Genomic DNA, 14,946 nt, shown 5'->3' on the forward strand with positions numbered 1-14,946 from the left:
GTGCATGCCGGGTGGGTTACTCGGAGGGGGCCCAGTAGTCGAGCAGGGTGGCCGCGCCCGGTTCCAGTGACTTCCAGGAGCCGTCGAAGGAGAGGACGACGAAGGCGGCGGCCGGGAAGCCCCGGCGGTGCATGCGCTCCCCCGCGTCGCCCTCGGCCTGGCCGGAGACGATGTCCGCGAGACCCTGGATACCCGGGTTGTGCCCGATCAGGACCAGGTTGTGCACGTCGTCGGCCGTCTCGTTGAGCAAAGCGATCAGCTCGCCCGGTGAGGCCTCGTAGATCCGCTCCTCGTAGACGGTTTTCGGCCGCTGCGGGAACTCCTGGACGGCGAGCTTCCACGTCTCCCGGGTGCGGACCGCGGTGGAGCACAGGGCCAGGTCGATGGGGATGCCGGTGTCGGTCAGCCTGCGTCCGGCGACGGCCGCGTCCTTACGGCCCCGCTCAGCGAGCGGACGCTCGTGGTCGGTCACCTGAGGCCAGTCGGCTTTCGCATGGCGGAAGAGGACGATCCTGCGGGGTTCTGCGACGCTCATGAGTCCCAGCTTCGCATGAAACAGGCCATGGGGCGCAGGGAGTTGACATGCGGTTTCACCAGCGGTCCTAGCGTGCTATCAGCTGCTGCACGCGCTCGACGAGATGGGTGATCGTCGGGTCGCCGACGGCCGCCTGGGCGTCGGCGGGGTGCAGGAGCAGCAGGAGGAGGGTGAAGAAGGCGAGCACCGGGAGGGCGAGGGCCCACCAGGGCAGCCGGACGTCGACACCGCCCTGGGCGGCCGGGTGGGGCCGGGTGTGCGTAGGGGTCGACATGGTGCCTCCGCTGTCCTCGAGTGTCCGTGGCCCGTCGTCCGTCATCGCTGATCGGTGGACCGTGGCGGGTGACCGGCGTCCTGCGGTCACACATCGAAGTTACGGAATCGGCGGCCCTCAACCCATCCGGTGCGCCACCCACTTGACCCTGACCCTGGCCCCCTAGGGGACAGGGGGGTTAACCCCACCCCGCCCCTGGAGACGGGCCGGGCCGTCAGGGGGAGGCGATGGTCGCGATGACGGCGATGATCACGAAGATGGCGAAGAACGAGCCGAAGACGAGCAGCATCTTCTTCTGGCCGTTCTGCGGGTTCGGGTCGAGCACTGGCATACGGCAAGTCTCGCACCCCGCGTCCGCGACGGTTCCCCCGGGGTCAGCGCGCGACCTCCTCCTCGACCGTGCGGTCGCGGCCGGCCAGGACGCCGACGACCGTCTGCGGGACCATCAGCGCCGCCATCAGCGCGAGGGGCAGGCCCCAGCCGCCGCTGTGCTGGTAGAGCACCCCCACCAGGAGCGGGCCGGGGATGGAGATCAGGTAGCCGGTGCTCTGCGCGAAGGCCGACAGCTGGGCGACGCCCACTCCGGTCCTGGCGCGCATCCCGACCATCGTGAGGGCCAGCGGAAAGGCGCAGTTGGCGACGCCGAGCAGCAGGGCCCAGGCCCAGGCGCCGCCGGCGGGGGCGAGGTACAGGCCGGCGTAGCCGACCAGGCCGCAGCCGCCGAGCGCGAGCACGATGGGGCCCTGCTGCGGCAGCCGGGTGGCCACGCGCGGTATGACGAACGCGAGGGGGACACCCATCGCCATCGTCACCGCGAGGAGCAGTCCGGCCGTGCTCGCGGGCACGCCCGCGTCCCGGAAGATCTGCGGCATCCAGCCCATGGTGATGTAGGCGGCCGTGGCCTGGAGACCGAAGAAGACGGCCAGCGCCCAGGCGGTACGGCTGCGGGTGATGCGCAGCGGGGCGGACGGCCGCGGCACGCGCGCATGGGTCTGCGCGGCGTCCTGCGCCTGCGCGGCGTCCTGCGCGGCGGACGGCCGTCCCCCACGCGCGTGGATCTGTCCGGCGGATCGCAGCCCCCGCGCGCGTGCCTGCGGCTCCTCCCCCGGCTCAGACCCCTCCCCCGCCTCCGACCGCTCCTGCTCGCCCGCCTTCCCGGGTTGCCTCTCCGGCCGCTCGTCCGCACTCCTCGCACCGCCCGCGCCCGCGCCCGTGCTCACGCCTCCGCCCCCGCCCGTGCCCCGGTCGCGTGCGAGCAGCAGCCAGGGGAGGACGGCCGCCGCCGCCAGGGCCGCCCACACCGCGAGGCCGGTTCGCCAACTGCCGCCCAGCGACTCGGTCATGGGCACGGTGACCGCGGCGGCGGTGGAGGTGCCGAGGGCGAGGGCCATCGAGTACAGGCCGGTCATGGAGCCGACCCGGTCCGGGAAGTGGCTCTTGACGATGACCGGCATCAGGACGTTGCTGACGGCGATGCCCATGAGGGCGAGCGCGCTCGCGGCGAGGAAGCCGGCCGTGCCCGCGGCGTAGGGGCGGACGAGCAGTCCCGTGGCGATCGCGCCCATGCCCGCGCAGACCACCGCGCCCGGACCGAAGCGGCGGGCGAGCCGGGGGGCCATGACGCCGAAGACGGCGAAGCAGAGCGGGGGCACGGAGGTGAGCAGCCCGGCCACGCTGCCGCTCATGCCGAGCCCGTCGCGGACCTCTTCCAGGAGCGCGCCGAGGCTGGTGATGGCGGGCCGGAGGTTGAGGGCGGCCAGCACGATGCCGACCACGAGCAGCCGTCGCGTCCACGCGCGCGTGACCGCGGTCGCGGGGCCGCGCGGGGGCTCGTCCTGGCCCGAGGTGTGGATGGGCGGTGACGTGGTCGTCGTCCGGGTCTGCTCGCTCGCCATGCCGCTCATCATAGAATCATGGGATGATTGGTTGTCCAGGTCCGGGTGCGGATCCGCCGCCCCGCCCGTGCGAAGGTGTGCCATGCCCCTGAGCCATCCCCGTCGCTCGGCGTTGTCCGAGCAGGTCATCGCCGCGCTGCGTACCGAGATCACCTCGGGCGAGTGGCCGGTCGGCTCGCGGATCCCCACGGAGCCCGAGCTGGTCGAGCAGTTGGGCGTCGCCCGCAACACGGTCCGTGAGGCCGTCCGCGCGCTCGCGCACAACGGGCTCCTGGACATCCGGCAGGGCTCGGGCACCTACGTCGTGGCGACCAGCGAGCTGGCGGGCGTGATGCACCGCCGCTTCGCCGACGCCAACCCCGGGCACATCGCCGAACTGCGCGCCACGCTGGAGTCGAGCGCGGCGAAGCTGGCGGCCGCGCGGCGGACGGAGAAGGACCTCAAGCAGCTGAACGCGCTCCTGCTGCGGCGCGAGGAGGCGTGGGAGTCGGGCGACGCGGAGGCGTTCGTGGCGGCCGACTCGACGTTCCACCTGGCGGTGGTCGCGGCCTCCCACAACGACGTCATGACGGCGATGTACGCGGATCTCGGCCAGGTGCTGCGGGACTGGCTGCGCGAAGACGTCGGCGCGGAGCTGACGCCGGAGACGTACATGGACCACACACGGCTGGTGGACGCGATCCGCGCGGGCGACGCGGCGACGGCCGCCGCGGAGGCGGCCGGCTACCCGCTGCTGTGCCGGCCCGGACGGTTCACACCTTCTGATGACTGACCCAGGCCGAGCGGACCTCCTTCCAGCACCGGCCGGTGAGCCGTACGGTCTGGGCGGGGCCCGCGTCGGCGGGGACGCCGTCGGTGTCGAGGTCCCACCAGCGGTCGCACTCGATGTGCAGCCGGACGCGGTCGACGTCGACGTAGGGGTTGTGGCAGTACGCGACGACGCGGGAGCCCTCGATGCCGGTGCGGCACTCCGCGCCGAACGGATCGGGGCGCTCGGAGTGCGCCACGCGCGCGTGGGGAAGCGCCTCGTACGACGCGCAGAGGACGAGGACGACGGCAGCGGTCACTGGGGCGAGGCTACGGAACAGGCGCACAAGGGAACCTCCTCGGCAGAGCTGGGGAGGGAAGCGCGTGGGGAACGCGTACTTCAGAGTGCCTGGTGGGAGCCGTCCACCGCCCGGCCGGATAGGCCGAACGAGTGAGACGCGAGTGAGGCGTGAGTCAGGCGCGGGTGAGACGTGAGGGCCCGCGTCCGACCGGACGCGGGCCCTCACTCAGCACTCACTCGGCACTCAGTGCCACAACAGCGACGTCACGCTCCGATGGCGTGCAGACCGCCGTCCACGTGGATGATCTCGCCCGTGGTCTTCGGGAACCAGTCGCTCAGCAGGGCGACGACGCCGCGGCCGGCCGGCTCCGGGTCCTTGAGGTCCCACTCCAGCGGGGAACGCTCGTCCCAGACGGCGGCCAGGTCGCCGAAGCCCGGGATGGACTTCGCGGCCATGGAGCCGATCGGGCCCGCGGAGATGAGGTTGCAGCGGATGTTCTGCTTGCCCAGGTCACGCGCCATGTAGCGGCTGGTGGCCTCCAGGGCGGCCTTGGCGGGGCCCATCCAGTCGTACTGCGGCCAGGCGTACTGCGCGTCGAAGGTGAGGCCGACGACCGAGCCGCCGTTCTGCATCAGCGGCAGGCAGGCCATGGTGAGCGACTTCAGGGAGTACGCCGAGACGTGCATCGCGGTGGCGACGGACTCGAAGGGCGTGTTGAGGAAGTTGCCGCCGAGGGCGTCCTGCGGCGCGAAGCCGATGGAGTGGACGACGCCGTCGAGGCCGCCGAGCTCCTCGCCGACGATGTCGGCCAGCCGGCCGAGGTGCTCGTCGTTGGTGACGTCGAGCTCGATGACCTTGGTGGGCTTGGGCAGCTTCTTGGCGATGCGCTCGGTCAGCGTGGGCCGCGGGAACGCGGTCAGGATGATCTCGGCGCCCTGCTCCTGGGCCAGCTTGGCGGTGTGGAAGGCGATGGAGGACTCCATCAGCACACCGGTGATCAGGACGCGCTTGCCCTCGAGAATTCCGCTCATGGTGATCAGTGACCCATTCCCAGTCCGCCGTCAACGGGAATGACGGCTCCAGTGATGTACGAGGCGTCGTCCGAGGCGAGGAACCGCACCGCCGCGGCGACCTCCTCGGGCTGCGCGTACCGGCGCAGCGGCACCTGTGCCACGTACTCCGCTCGCAGTTCGTCGCTGAGCACCCGGGTCATGTCGGTGTCGACGAAACCGGGCGCGACGACGTTGAAGGTGATGTTGCGCGAGCCGAGCTCACGGGCGAGGGAACGCGCGAAGCCGACCAGGCCGGCCTTCGAGGCGGCGTAGTTCGCCTGGCCGGGACCGCCGAGCAGTCCGACGACCGAGGAGATGAGGACGACGCGGCCCTTCTTGGCGCGCAGCATGCCGCGGTTGGCGCGCTTGACCACCCGGAAGGTGCCGGTGAGGTTGGTGTCGACGACCGAGGTGAAGTCCTCCTCGGACATGCGCATGAGCAGCTGGTCCTTGGTGATGCCGGCGTTGGCGATCAGGACCTCGACCGTGCCGTGCTCGGCCTCGATCTCCTTGTAGGCCTGCTCCACCTGCTCGGTGTCGGTGATGTCGCACTTGACCGCAAGGCAGCCCAGCTCCGTGAGGGCGGCCGGCGGCTCACCCGAGCGGTATGTGATCGCGACCTTGTCGCCGGCGTCGAGGAACGCGCGGGCGATGGCGAGGCCGATGCCCCGGTTTCCTCCGGTGACGAGAACCGAGCGGCTCAACGGATCACCCTTTCGATAGGGATCTGACACACCCGCCCGAGCACTGGATGGCAGGCGGCTTCCCTCGAAACCTATCGGTCCGCTTCGGCCGGCGGACATTCGGGCACCGACAGTGGCGCACGGGAGTGTCTGTGGGGTCCCTACAGAAAGTTTGCGTACGCGGCGCGGAAAGGTGTGGTCCGGGGGCCGCCGGGCGCGACATGATCGATGCGTTCACACGCGACGACACCAGGGAGAGACGTAGGTGCCCCACAGCATCGATGAAAGTTTCACGGCCCTACCCCTACGCGCCCTCGCCGACGCCGCTCTCGCACGCGCGCGTGCGCTCGGGGCGGACCACGCCGACTTCCGGTTCGAGCGGGTGCGCAGCGCCTCCTGGCGGCTGCGGGACGCCAAGCCCTCCGGGTCGTCCGACACGACGGATCTCGGGTACGCGGTGCGGGTGGTGCACGGCGGCACCTGGGGGTTCGCGTCCGGCGTGGACCTGACGATGGACGCCGCGGCCAAGGTCGCCTCGCAGGCCGTGGCGATGGCCAAGCTCTCCGCGCAGGTGATCAAGGCCGCCGGGTCGGACGAGCGCGTGGAGCTGGCCGACGAGCCGGTGCACGCGGAGCAGACATGGGTCTCGTCGTACGAGATCGACCCGTTCACCGTTCCCGACGAGGACAAGGCGGCGCTGCTCGCGGACTGGAGCGCCCGGCTGCTGGCGGCGGGCGGGATCAACCATGTGGACGCCTCGCTGCTCACCGTCCACGAGAACAAGTTCTACGCCGACACGGCCGGGACGGTGACCACCCAGCAGCGGGTGCGGCTGCACCCGTCGCTCAACGCGGTGTCGGTCGACGAGTCCAGCGGCGAGTTCGACTCGATGCGCACGATCGCGCCGCCCGTCGGGCGCGGCTGGGAGTACCTCACCGGCACCGGGTGGGACTGGGACGACGAACTCGAGCGGATCCCGGAGCTGCTCGCCGAGAAGATGCGGGCGCCGAGCGTCGAGCCGGGGCTGTACGACCTCGTCGTCGACCCGTCCAACCTGTGGCTGACCATCCACGAGTCCATCGGCCACGCCACCGAGCTGGACCGCGCCCTCGGCTACGAGGCCGCCTACGCCGGCACCTCCTTCGCGACCTTCGACCAGCTCGGCAAGCTGCGCTACGGCTCGGACCTGATGAACGTCACGGGCGACCGCACCGCCGAGCACGGTCTGGCGACCGTCGGCTACGACGACGAGGGCGTGGCGGGCCAGTCCTGGGACCTGGTGAAGGACGGCACGCTCGTCGGCTACCAGCTGGACCGGCGGATCGCGAAGCTGACCGGGTTCGAGCGGTCCAACGGCTGCGCCTTCGCCGACTCCCCCGGTCATGTGCCGGTGCAGCGGATGGCCAACGTGTCGCTGCGGCCGGATCCGGCGGGCATGTCGACCGAGGGGCTCATCGGGAGCGTCGACCGCGGCATCTACGTCGTCGGCGACCGGTCCTGGTCGATCGACATGCAGCGGTACAACTTCCAGTTCACCGGACAGCGCTTCTTCCGGATCGAGAACGGGCGGATCACCGGGCAGCTGCGGGACGTGGCCTACCAGGCGACGACGACCGACTTCTGGGGCTCGATGGCGGCGGTGGGCGGTCCGCAGACGTACGTCCTCGGCGGCGCCTTCAACTGCGGCAAGGCCCAGCCCGGTCAGGTCGCGGCCGTCTCGCACGGCTGCCCGTCCGCCCTCTTCAAGGGCGTCAACATCCTCAACACCACGCAGGAGGCCGGTCGATGAGCGCTCGTACCACCAAGCCGCACGAAATCGTCGAGCGTGCCCTCGAGCTGTCGCGGGCCGACGGCTGTGTCGTCATCGCCGACGAGCAGTCGACGGCGAACCTGCGCTGGGCCGGCAACGCGCTCACCACCAACGGCGTCACGCGCGGGCGCACGCTCACCGTGATCGCGACGGTCGACGGCAAGGAGGGCACCGCCTCGGGGGTCGTCTCGCGGTCCGCCGTGACCCCGGACGAGCTGGAGCCCCTGGTCCGGGCCGCCGAGGCCGCCGCGCGCGGTGCGGCGCCCGCCGAGGACGCGCAGCCGCTGGTCACGGGCGTGGCACGGTCCCCCGAGTTCACGGAGGCGCCCGCGGAGACGTCGTCCGCCGTGTTCGCCGACTTCGCGCCCGCGCTGGGCGAGGCGTTCGCACGCGCGCGTGCGGGCGGCCGTGAGCTGTACGGGTTCGCCAACCATGAGCTGGTCTCGACGTACCTGGGCACCTCGACCGGGCTGCGGCTGCGGCACGACCAGCCGAACGGAACGCTGGAGCTCAACGCCAAGTCCCCGGACCGTATGCGCTCGGCGTGGGCGGGGCGCTCGACCCGGGACTTCAAGGACGTCGACCCGGCCTCGCTCGACGCCGAGCTCGCCGTCCGGCTGGGCTGGGCGGAGCGGCGGATCGAGCTGCCCGCCGGGCGGTACGAGACGCTGCTGCCGCCGACCGCGGTGGCCGACCTGATGATCTATCAGATCTGGTCGGCCTCGGGCCGGGACGCGACCGAGGGCCGGACGGTGTTCTCCAAGCCCGGCGGCGGCACCCGGCTCGGCGAGAAGCTGACCGACCTGCCGCTGAGCCTGCGCAGCGACCCGAACGAGCCGGGCCTGGAGTCGGCGCCGTTCGTCATCGCGCACTCCTCCGGCGGCGATCAGTCGGTGTTCGACAACGGGCTGCCGGTGCGGCCCACCGAGTGGATCGGTGCGGGCGAGCTGAAGCGGCTGACGACCACCCGGCACAGCGCCGCCCTGACCGGCCTGCCGGTGGCCCCCGGGACCGACAACCTGATCCTGGACGGCGGTGACGACCGCTCCCTGGAGGAGATGGTCGCGAACACCGCGCGGGGGCTGCTGCTGACCTGCCTGTGGTACATCCGCGAGGTCGATCCGGCGACCCTGCTGCTGACCGGCCTGACCCGGGACGGCGTCTACCTGGTCGAGGACGGCGAGGTCGTCGGCGAGGTGAACAACTTCCGGTTCAACGAGTCGCCGGTGGGTCTGCTGGGCCGGGCGACGGAGGCGGGGCGCACCGAAAAGACGCTGCCCCGCGAGTGGAGCGACTGGTTCACTAGGGCTGCGATGCCCGCGCTGAGGGTGCCGGACTTCAATATGAGCTCTGTCAGTCAGGGCGTATAACCTCGTAGCCGGTGGTCACTCGACCGCCCGAAGATCATCCAAGGAGATACGAGAACCGTGACGGACATCGTCGACGAGCTGAAGTGGCGGGGGCTGTGGGCCCTGTCCACCGACGAGGACGCTTTGCGCAAGGCGCTCGCGGACGGTCCCGTCACGTTCTATTGCGGTTTCGACCCGACGGCGGCCAGTCTGCACGTCGGCCACCTGGTGCAGGTCCTCACCATGCGCCGGCTGCAGCAGGCGGGCCTGCGTCCGCTGGCCCTGGTGGGCGGGGCGACCGGCCAGATCGGCGACCCGCGCCCCACGGCGGAGCGGACGCTGAACGACCCGGAGACGGTCGCGAACTGGGTGACGCGGCTGCGGGCGCAGATCGAGCCGTTCCTGTCCTTCGAGGGCGAGAACGCCGCGGTGATGGTGAACAACCTGGACTGGACGGCCGGGCTGTCGGCCATCGAGTTCCTGCGGGACATCGGCAAGCACTTCCGCGTCAACAAGATGCTCACCAAGGACTCGGTCGCCCGGCGTCTGGAGTCCCAGGAGGGCATCAGCTACACGGAGTTCAGCTACCAGCTGCTCCAGGGCATGGACTTCCTGGAGCTGTACCGGAGGTACGGCTGCACGCTCCAGCAGGGCGGCAGCGACCAGTGGGGCAACCTCACGGCGGGCCTCGACCTGATCCACCGGCTGGAGCCGGAGGCCGAGGCGCACTGCCTGGCGACGCCGCTGATGGTCAAGGCGGACGGCACCAAGTTCGGCAAGACCGAGGGCGGCGCCGTCTGGCTCGACCCGGAGATGACGACACCGTACGCGTTCTACCAGTTCTGGCTGAATGTGGATGACCGGGACATCTCGACGTACATGCGGATCCTGTCCTTCCGGTCCCGTGCGGAACTCGAGGAGCTGGAGCAGCAGACGCAGGAGCGTCCGCAGGCGCGTGCCGCTCAGCGCGCGCTGGCCGAGGAGCTGACGACGCTGGTGCACGGCGCCGACCAGACGGCCGCCGTGATCGCCGCGTCCAAGGCCCTCTTCGGCCAGGGCGAGCTCGGCGACCTCGACGACCGGACGCTGGCCGCGGCCCTCTCCGAGGTGCCGCACGTCAAGGTCGCCGAGCTCGGCCTCGTCGTGGATCTGTTCGCCGAGGTCGGCCTGGTGGCGAGCAAGTCCGCCGCGCGGCGGACCGTGAAGGAGGGCGGGGCCTACGTGAACAACGTCAAGGTCACCGCGGAGGACTCCGTCCCGGCGAAGGAGGAGCTCATCCACGGGCGGTGGCTGGTGCTGCGGCGGGGGAAGAAGAACCTGGCGGCGGTCGAGTTCACCGGCTGAGCTGCGCAGCGGCCGCGGGGTGGTCTCCTGACGGAGGCCGGCTCGCGGCCGAACCCGTTCTCAGGCCTGCTGCTTCCGCTTGCCCAGCGTGGCCATGTAGAGCATGTCGCCGACGGCGACGATGATGATCGCGGCGATCAGCTGGAAGATGTGGCGGCTCCAGTCGATGCCGGGCGTGGACTCGACGCCTGCCCAGCGGGCGATCGCGTTGCCCACGATCGCGCCCAGCATGCCGAAGATGGTGGTCAGCCAGAGCGGGCTGTGCTGCTTGCCCGGGATGATCGCCTTGGCGATCAGGCCCAGCACGAATCCCACGATGATCGCCCACAACCAGCCCATGGCTGCCTCCTCGTACCGAGTACCGCTCGACGTGAGCATGGCCCTGCTCGACGTGAGCATTGCCCTTGAGTCTTTGTCCGACCGAGGTACGCCGCACGTCGGGTACGGCCGTACGCGGGACGGCGCAGAGGCTTCGCCCGGACGGGAGGCGACCCGGTCTCGAAGGCGGCGCAGGCGCGGCGTAACGTGGACGGTGTCCAGGACCGGATCTCGGATCCGTCGTGGACGGCGGAGTGTGGCCGAGGCGAGGCCGATGCGGGCGGACGGTGGAATGTGATGCGGAAGCAGGGTGGCGGCGGGCACGTCGAGGTGTTCCGGATCACCGGTGCGCGCCAGGGTCTCCAGGATGACGTGCGGGGCCGGCAACGGCGGTACATCATCTCCATGTCGATCCGGACGTTGTCGGTGATCCTCGCGGCGACGTTGTGGAACGTGGAACGGCACGTGGCCGTCGTGGCGTTGGTCCTGGGGGTGGTTCTCCCCTATATCTCGGTGGTGATCGCCAACGCGGGGCGGGAGAACGTGCCCTCGCTTCCCTCCACGTTCGTGAAGGCGCCGGTGCGGACCATGATCGCGCCGCCGCGGACCGTCGACGATGCCGCGCAGTCCGCCCCGGGAGAGACGGAAAAGGAAGGCTTCGCGGAATCCGTCCGGGAGGGATTCGTGCCCGGTCAGGCCGAGCGGAAGCCATGAGCGCGCCTTGACCGGGCTGTGCGGCAAGCTCAGGAAAAGCTCAGATCAATCATGTTGTTCCAGTGCCGTGGGAGCGCTCGGCCGTGACATACTTCGTACGCGCTCCGCATCCCCCGTCGGAGCGACGGACCGACGCCGGGCAGCTCCCCCCGTGGCTGCTCGGCGTCGCCTTTTTGTGCGCACACGTGAGACGGTTCTGTGACTGACGAGACCCCCATCTGTTCCGCGAAGGGCTGCCGCGTCGACGCCGTGTGGGTGCTCGCCTGGAACAACCCGAAGATCCACACGCCGGAGCGGCGCAAGACGTGGGTGGCATGCGAGGAGCACCGGGAGCATCTCTCCCAGTTCCTCGGGGTACGGGGTTTCCTGAAGGACGTCGTCCCGCTTACGGAGTGGGAAGCGCCTGAAGCGCAGGGCTGAGCGGTTCGGCAGCGCCCTGAAGGGGCGCGGGGAACTGCGCGACCGGCCACGACGGCGCCGCAGCGGAACGACGGCACATCGCAGCGCTTCCGGCGGAGCCCTCAGCCGCCGATCGCCGACATCGGTCGGTCCGGCTGGAGGAAGCTCGGGTCGTCCAGACCGGAGCCCGCCTTCTTGCCCCACATCGCCAGGCGCCAGATGCGGGCTATCTCCTCCTCGGGTGCGGCGGAGCGCAGGGCCGCTCGCAGGTCGGTCTCCTCGCGGGCGAAGAGGCAGGTGCGGATCTGGCCGTCGGCCGTGAGCCGGGTGCGGTCGCAGGCGGCGCAGAACGGTCGGGTGACGGAGGCGATGACGCCCACGCGGTGGGGGCCGCCGTCCACCAGCCAGCGTTCGGCCGGGGCCGAGCCGCGTTCGTCCCGGCCCTCGGGGGTGAGGTCGAAGCGGGTGCGCAGGGAGGCCAGGATGTCGCCGGCCGTGACCATGCCGTCGCGCTTCCAGCCGTGCTGCGCGTCCAGCGGCATCTGCTCGATGAAGCGCAGCTCGTAGTCGTTCGCCACGGCCCAGGACAGGAGATCCGGGGCTTCGTCCTCGTTCAGGCCCGGCATCAGGACCGAGTTGACCTTGACCGGGGTGAGGCCTGCCTCGCGGGCGGCTTCGAGGCCTTCGAGGACGTCCTTGTGGCGGTCGCGGCGGGTCAGTCTCTTGAAGACGTCCGGGCGCAGGGTGTCGAGGGAGACGTTGACCCGGTCCAGGCCCGCCGCCTTCAGGGCGGCGGCGGTGCGGCGCAGGCCGATGCCGTTCGTCGTCAGCGACATCTGGGGGCGGGGGGTGAGGGCCGCGACGCGCTCGACGATGCCGACCAGGCCGGGGCGCAGCAGCGGCTCGCCGCCCGTGAAGCGGACCTCCTCGATGCCGAGCCTGGAGACCGCTATGTCGATCAGGCGGACGATTTCGTCGTCCGTGAGGAGGTCGGGCTTGGCCAGCCACTGCAGGCCTTCTTCGGGCATGCAGTAGGTGCAGCGCAGATTGCACCGGTCGGTCAGCGAGACTCTCAGGTCGGTGGCCACTCGGCCGTAGGTGTCGATGAGCACGTGGGCCCCCTCCCTCGCAGCAGATCGCTTGTGTTTCTCCGTCACTTGCGAGCCTACGTGACGTCACTGACATCGAAAGAGCCCGATCCCACGAGGTAAGACGCGGCCGCGTCGTAGGGAGCTACGACGCGGCCGCGGGGGGAGCGTGGCTGATGGGAGGTGCTCAGTGGGCTCCGGTGCCGGTGAGGGAGCGGACCTCCAGCTCGGCGAACTTCTTCGTGTCGGGCTCCTCCTTCGACAGCAGGGTGCCGACGATGCCCAGCAGGAAGCCGACCGGGATCGAGATGATGCCGGGGTTCTCCAGCGGGAACCAGTGGAAGTCGACGTCCGGGAACATCGAGGAGGGCTTGCCCGAGACGACCGGCGAGAACAGCACCAGGCCGACCGCGGTGACCAGGCCGCCGTAGATCGACCAGAGGGCCCCGGAGGTGGTGAACCGCTTCCAGAAGAGGCTGTAGAGGATCGTCGGCAGGTTGGCCGAGGCGGCGACCGCGAAGGCGAGCGCGACCAGGCCGGCGACGTTCAGGTCACGGGCGAGCGCGCCGAGCAGGATGGAGACGGCGCCGATGCCGACAGTGGCGTAGCGGGCCGCGTTGATCTCCTGCTTCTCGGAGGCCTGGCCCTTCTTGATGACGTTGGCGTAGATGTCGTGCGCGAAGGACGACGAGGACGCCAGGGTGAGGCCGGCGACGACCGCGAGGATCGTGGCGAAGGCGACCGCCGAGATGGTGGCCAGCAGGATCGCGCCCCAGTTGGAGTCGACGCCGCCGAGGTGCAGGGCGAGGAGCGGTGCGGCCGTGTTGCCGGCCTTGTTGGACGCGATGATCTCATCCGGCTTGATGAGGGCGGCGGCGCCGAAGCCGAGGGCGAGGGTCATCAGGTAGAAGGAGCCGATCAGGCCGATGGCCCAGATGACGGACTTACGGGCGGCCTTGGCGGTGGGCACGGTGTAGAAGCGGATCAGGATGTGCGGCAGGCCGGCGGTGCCCAGGACGAGGGCGATGCCGAGGGAGAGGAAGTCCAGCTTGGTGGTGCCGGTGGCGCCGTACTTCAGGCCGGGCTCCAGGAAGGCCGTGCCCTTGCCGCTGTTGGAGGCGGCCGAGCCGAGCAGGTCCGAGACGTTGAAGTCGAACTTCAGCAGGACCAGGAAGGTGAGCAGCAGGGCGCCGGCGATGAGCAGGACCGCCTTGACCATCTGGACCCAGGTGGTGCCCTTCATGCCGCCGATCGTCACGTAGACGATCATCAGGACGCCGACCAGGGCGACGATGCCGATCTTGCCGCCGTCGCTGGTGATGCCGAGCAGGAGCGAGACCAGCACGCCCGCGCCCGCCATCTGGGCCAGCAGGTAGAAGATCGAGACGACGATGGTGGAGGTGCCGGCGGCGGTGCGGACGGGGCGCTGGCGCATGCGGTACGCCAGCACGTCGCCCATCGTGTAGCGGCCGGAGTTGCGCAGCGGCTCGGCGACCAGGAGCAGGGCGACCAGCCAGGCGACGAGGAAGCCGATGGAGTACAGGAAGCCGTCGTAGCCGAAGAGGGCGATGGCGCCGGCGATGCCGAGGAAGGACGCGGCGGACATGTAGTCGCCGGAGACGGCGAGGCCGTTCTGGAAGCCGGTGAACTGGCGGCCGCCGGCGTAGAAGTCGGCGGCGTCCTTGGTCTGGCGGCCGGCCCAGACGGTGATGACGAGGGTCGCCAGGACGAACACCGCGAACAGTGTGATGATCAGTGTGCGGTGCTCGCCGGCCTCACCGGCGGCGAGCAGGGTGGTGTGCTGTGCGGGGCTCATGCGCCGCCCTCCATCCGGGACTTGATGGCTTCGGCCTTGGGGTCGAACTTGGCGGCGGCGGTGCGTGCGTACCACCAGGCGATGAGGAACGTGGTGAGGAACTGGCCGAGGCCCAGGGCGAGGGCCACGTTGATGTTGCCGAACAGCTTGGTGCCCATGAAATCGCCCGCGTAGTTGGACAGCAGGACGTACAGCAGGTACCAGGCGATGAAGGCGATGGTCAGCGGGAAGGCGAAGCCGCGGTAGGCGCTGCGCAGTTCACCGAACTCCGCGCTCTCCTGCACCGCGACGAACTCCTCGCTGGAGGGGAGTTGGGTAGGGGCTTTCGAAGGGGGCGGTGTCTCGGTGGCCACGAAAGTCTCCTCGTGCTGGCAGGTGGCAGGTCGGGCGGGGGCTCGATCGTGCACGGGCTCCCTGCACAAGGGCACGGCGGCGCGCGAGGGGCGGTTCAACTCGATCGGGTTCTTTCGGAAGTCGCCGCCCTGAGGCTCTTTCGGAAGTCGTCCCCAAAGGTCATTGCTGGCCAGCGAGTCCGGGAGATAGCTTCGGCACAGCACCACCCGTCATGTACCTGCCCATGCGGCACCTGCACTTGGGACAGGTCCCGTTTCCGGATGATG

The 14,946-nt window shown here is 70.3% G+C and carries 17 protein-coding genes; 6 read left to right on the forward strand and 11 right to left on the reverse strand.

The window, feature by feature from the left end:
* Positions 1-16: 16 nt before the first annotated feature.
* From ACWCPF_RS20270 to ACWCPF_RS20285, 4 genes are all read right to left on the reverse strand, one after another.
* Complete coding sequence (locus tag ACWCPF_RS20270; RefSeq protein WP_451046429.1) at positions 17-535, reverse strand: SixA phosphatase family protein; 519 nt, start codon at positions 533-535, stop codon at positions 17-19.
* 67 nt (positions 536-602) lie between these two features.
* Positions 603-809 carry a hypothetical protein gene (locus ACWCPF_RS20275; RefSeq protein ID WP_451046430.1) on the reverse strand — a complete coding sequence of 69 codons (207 nt, stop codon included), beginning with the start codon at positions 807-809 and terminating at the stop codon, positions 603-605.
* A gap of 214 nt (positions 810-1,023) precedes the next feature.
* On the reverse strand, positions 1,024-1,140 hold the full coding sequence (locus ACWCPF_RS20280) for an SGM_5486 family transporter-associated protein (protein ID WP_105974872.1): 117 nt from the start codon (positions 1,138-1,140) through the stop codon (positions 1,024-1,026).
* Positions 1,141-1,183: 43 nt separating this feature from the next.
* A complete protein-coding gene (locus tag ACWCPF_RS20285; RefSeq protein ID WP_451046431.1) occupies positions 1,184-2,704 on the reverse strand; it encodes a CynX/NimT family MFS transporter in 1,521 nt (506 codons plus the stop codon).
* 82 nt (positions 2,705-2,786) lie between these two features.
* Here ACWCPF_RS20285 and ACWCPF_RS20290 point away from each other — a divergent pair, with 82 nt between their 5' ends.
* Positions 2,787-3,476, forward strand: a complete 690-nt coding sequence (locus ACWCPF_RS20290; RefSeq protein WP_451046432.1) for a FadR/GntR family transcriptional regulator — start codon at positions 2,787-2,789, stop codon at positions 3,474-3,476.
* On the opposite strand, the gene ACWCPF_RS20295 is transcribed toward ACWCPF_RS20290, so the two are convergent.
* The 3 genes from ACWCPF_RS20295 to fabG form a co-directional block, all read right to left on the reverse strand.
* Entirely contained in the window at positions 3,457-3,798 is a 342-nt protein-coding gene (locus tag ACWCPF_RS20295) for a hypothetical protein (RefSeq protein WP_451046433.1), read from the reverse strand. The genes ACWCPF_RS20290 and ACWCPF_RS20295 overlap by 20 nt on opposite strands.
* Positions 3,799-4,016: 218 nt before the next feature.
* A complete protein-coding gene (gene fabI, locus ACWCPF_RS20300; RefSeq protein ID WP_351908261.1) occupies positions 4,017-4,784 on the reverse strand; it encodes an enoyl-ACP reductase FabI in 768 nt (255 codons plus the stop codon).
* A 5-nt stretch (positions 4,785-4,789) separates the two neighbouring features.
* Positions 4,790-5,509, reverse strand: a complete 720-nt coding sequence (fabG, locus tag ACWCPF_RS20305) for a 3-oxoacyl-[acyl-carrier-protein] reductase (protein WP_451046434.1) — start codon at positions 5,507-5,509, stop codon at positions 4,790-4,792.
* A 244-nt stretch (positions 5,510-5,753) separates the two neighbouring features.
* Here fabG and ACWCPF_RS20310 point away from each other — a divergent pair, with 244 nt between their 5' ends.
* From ACWCPF_RS20310 to tyrS, 3 genes are read left to right on the forward strand one after another with little or no spacing between them, the layout of a single operon-like run.
* Positions 5,754-7,277, forward strand: coding sequence for a TldD/PmbA family protein (locus tag ACWCPF_RS20310; protein ID WP_451046435.1), 1,524 nt, complete (start codon positions 5,754-5,756; stop codon positions 7,275-7,277).
* Positions 7,274-8,668: a metallopeptidase TldD-related protein gene (locus tag ACWCPF_RS20315; protein ID WP_451046436.1), complete on the forward strand. Its 1,395-nt coding sequence runs from the start codon at positions 7,274-7,276 to the stop codon at positions 8,666-8,668. The genes ACWCPF_RS20310 and ACWCPF_RS20315 overlap by 4 nt, the downstream gene beginning before the upstream one ends.
* A gap of 57 nt (positions 8,669-8,725) precedes the next feature.
* A complete protein-coding gene (gene tyrS, locus ACWCPF_RS20320) occupies positions 8,726-9,991 on the forward strand; it encodes a tyrosine--tRNA ligase (protein ID WP_451046437.1) in 1,266 nt (421 codons plus the stop codon).
* A 60-nt stretch (positions 9,992-10,051) separates the two neighbouring features.
* Here the strand turns inward: tyrS and ACWCPF_RS20325 are convergent, their stop codons facing one another.
* Positions 10,052-10,330, reverse strand: coding sequence for a GlsB/YeaQ/YmgE family stress response membrane protein (locus ACWCPF_RS20325; RefSeq protein ID WP_451046438.1), 279 nt, complete (start codon positions 10,328-10,330; stop codon positions 10,052-10,054).
* A gap of 276 nt (positions 10,331-10,606) precedes the next feature.
* On the opposite strand from ACWCPF_RS20325, the gene ACWCPF_RS20330 reads away from it, so the two are divergent.
* Both ACWCPF_RS20330 and ACWCPF_RS20335 read left to right on the forward strand, forming a co-directional pair.
* On the forward strand, positions 10,607-11,023 hold the full coding sequence (locus tag ACWCPF_RS20330; protein WP_451046568.1) for a DUF3099 domain-containing protein: 417 nt from the start codon (positions 10,607-10,609) through the stop codon (positions 11,021-11,023).
* A 198-nt stretch (positions 11,024-11,221) separates the two neighbouring features.
* Positions 11,222-11,443: a hypothetical protein gene (locus tag ACWCPF_RS20335; RefSeq protein ID WP_451046439.1), complete on the forward strand. Its 222-nt coding sequence runs from the start codon at positions 11,222-11,224 to the stop codon at positions 11,441-11,443.
* A gap of 101 nt (positions 11,444-11,544) precedes the next feature.
* On the opposite strand, the gene moaA is transcribed toward ACWCPF_RS20335, so the two are convergent.
* The 3 genes from moaA to ACWCPF_RS20350 form a co-directional block, all read right to left on the reverse strand.
* Entirely contained in the window at positions 11,545-12,534 is a 990-nt protein-coding gene (gene moaA / locus ACWCPF_RS20340) for a GTP 3',8-cyclase MoaA (RefSeq protein ID WP_451046440.1), read from the reverse strand.
* Between the two features lie 163 nt (positions 12,535-12,697).
* The gene (locus ACWCPF_RS20345) at positions 12,698-14,326 is read right to left on the reverse strand and encodes a solute symporter family protein (protein ID WP_451046441.1); all 1,629 of its coding nucleotides are present in this window, start codon (positions 14,324-14,326) and stop codon (positions 12,698-12,700) included.
* A complete protein-coding gene (locus ACWCPF_RS20350; protein ID WP_451046442.1) occupies positions 14,323-14,679 on the reverse strand; it encodes a DUF485 domain-containing protein in 357 nt (118 codons plus the stop codon). The genes ACWCPF_RS20345 and ACWCPF_RS20350 overlap by 4 nt, the downstream gene beginning before the upstream one ends.
* Between the last annotated feature and the right edge of the window lie 267 nt (positions 14,680-14,946).

Source organism: Streptomyces sp. NPDC001858, from assembly GCF_053594615.1.

Coding starts and splice junctions, on each gene's coding strand:
- ACWCPF_RS20270 (WP_451046429.1), bottom strand. CDS start 535: ATGAGCGTCGCAGAACCCCGCAGGATCGTCCTCTTCCGCCATGCGAAA.
- ACWCPF_RS20275 (WP_451046430.1), bottom strand. CDS start 809: ATGTCGACCCCTACGCACACCCGGCCCCACCCGGCCGCCCAGGGCGGT.
- ACWCPF_RS20280 (WP_105974872.1), bottom strand. CDS start 1,140: ATGCCAGTGCTCGACCCGAACCCGCAGAACGGCCAGAAGAAGATGCTG.
- ACWCPF_RS20285 (WP_451046431.1), bottom strand. CDS start 2,704: ATGGCGAGCGAGCAGACCCGGACGACGACCACGTCACCGCCCATCCAC.
- ACWCPF_RS20290 (WP_451046432.1), top strand. CDS start 2,787: ATGCCCCTGAGCCATCCCCGTCGCTCGGCGTTGTCCGAGCAGGTCATC.
- fabI (WP_351908261.1), bottom strand. CDS start 4,784: ATGAGCGGAATTCTCGAGGGCAAGCGCGTCCTGATCACCGGTGTGCTG.
- ACWCPF_RS20315 (WP_451046436.1), top strand. CDS start 7,274: ATGAGCGCTCGTACCACCAAGCCGCACGAAATCGTCGAGCGTGCCCTC.
- ACWCPF_RS20325 (WP_451046438.1), bottom strand. CDS start 10,330: ATGGGCTGGTTGTGGGCGATCATCGTGGGATTCGTGCTGGGCCTGATC.
- ACWCPF_RS20330 (WP_451046568.1), top strand. CDS start 10,607: ATGCGGAAGCAGGGTGGCGGCGGGCACGTCGAGGTGTTCCGGATCACC.
- ACWCPF_RS20345 (WP_451046441.1), bottom strand. CDS start 14,326: ATGAGCCCCGCACAGCACACCACCCTGCTCGCCGCCGGTGAGGCCGGC.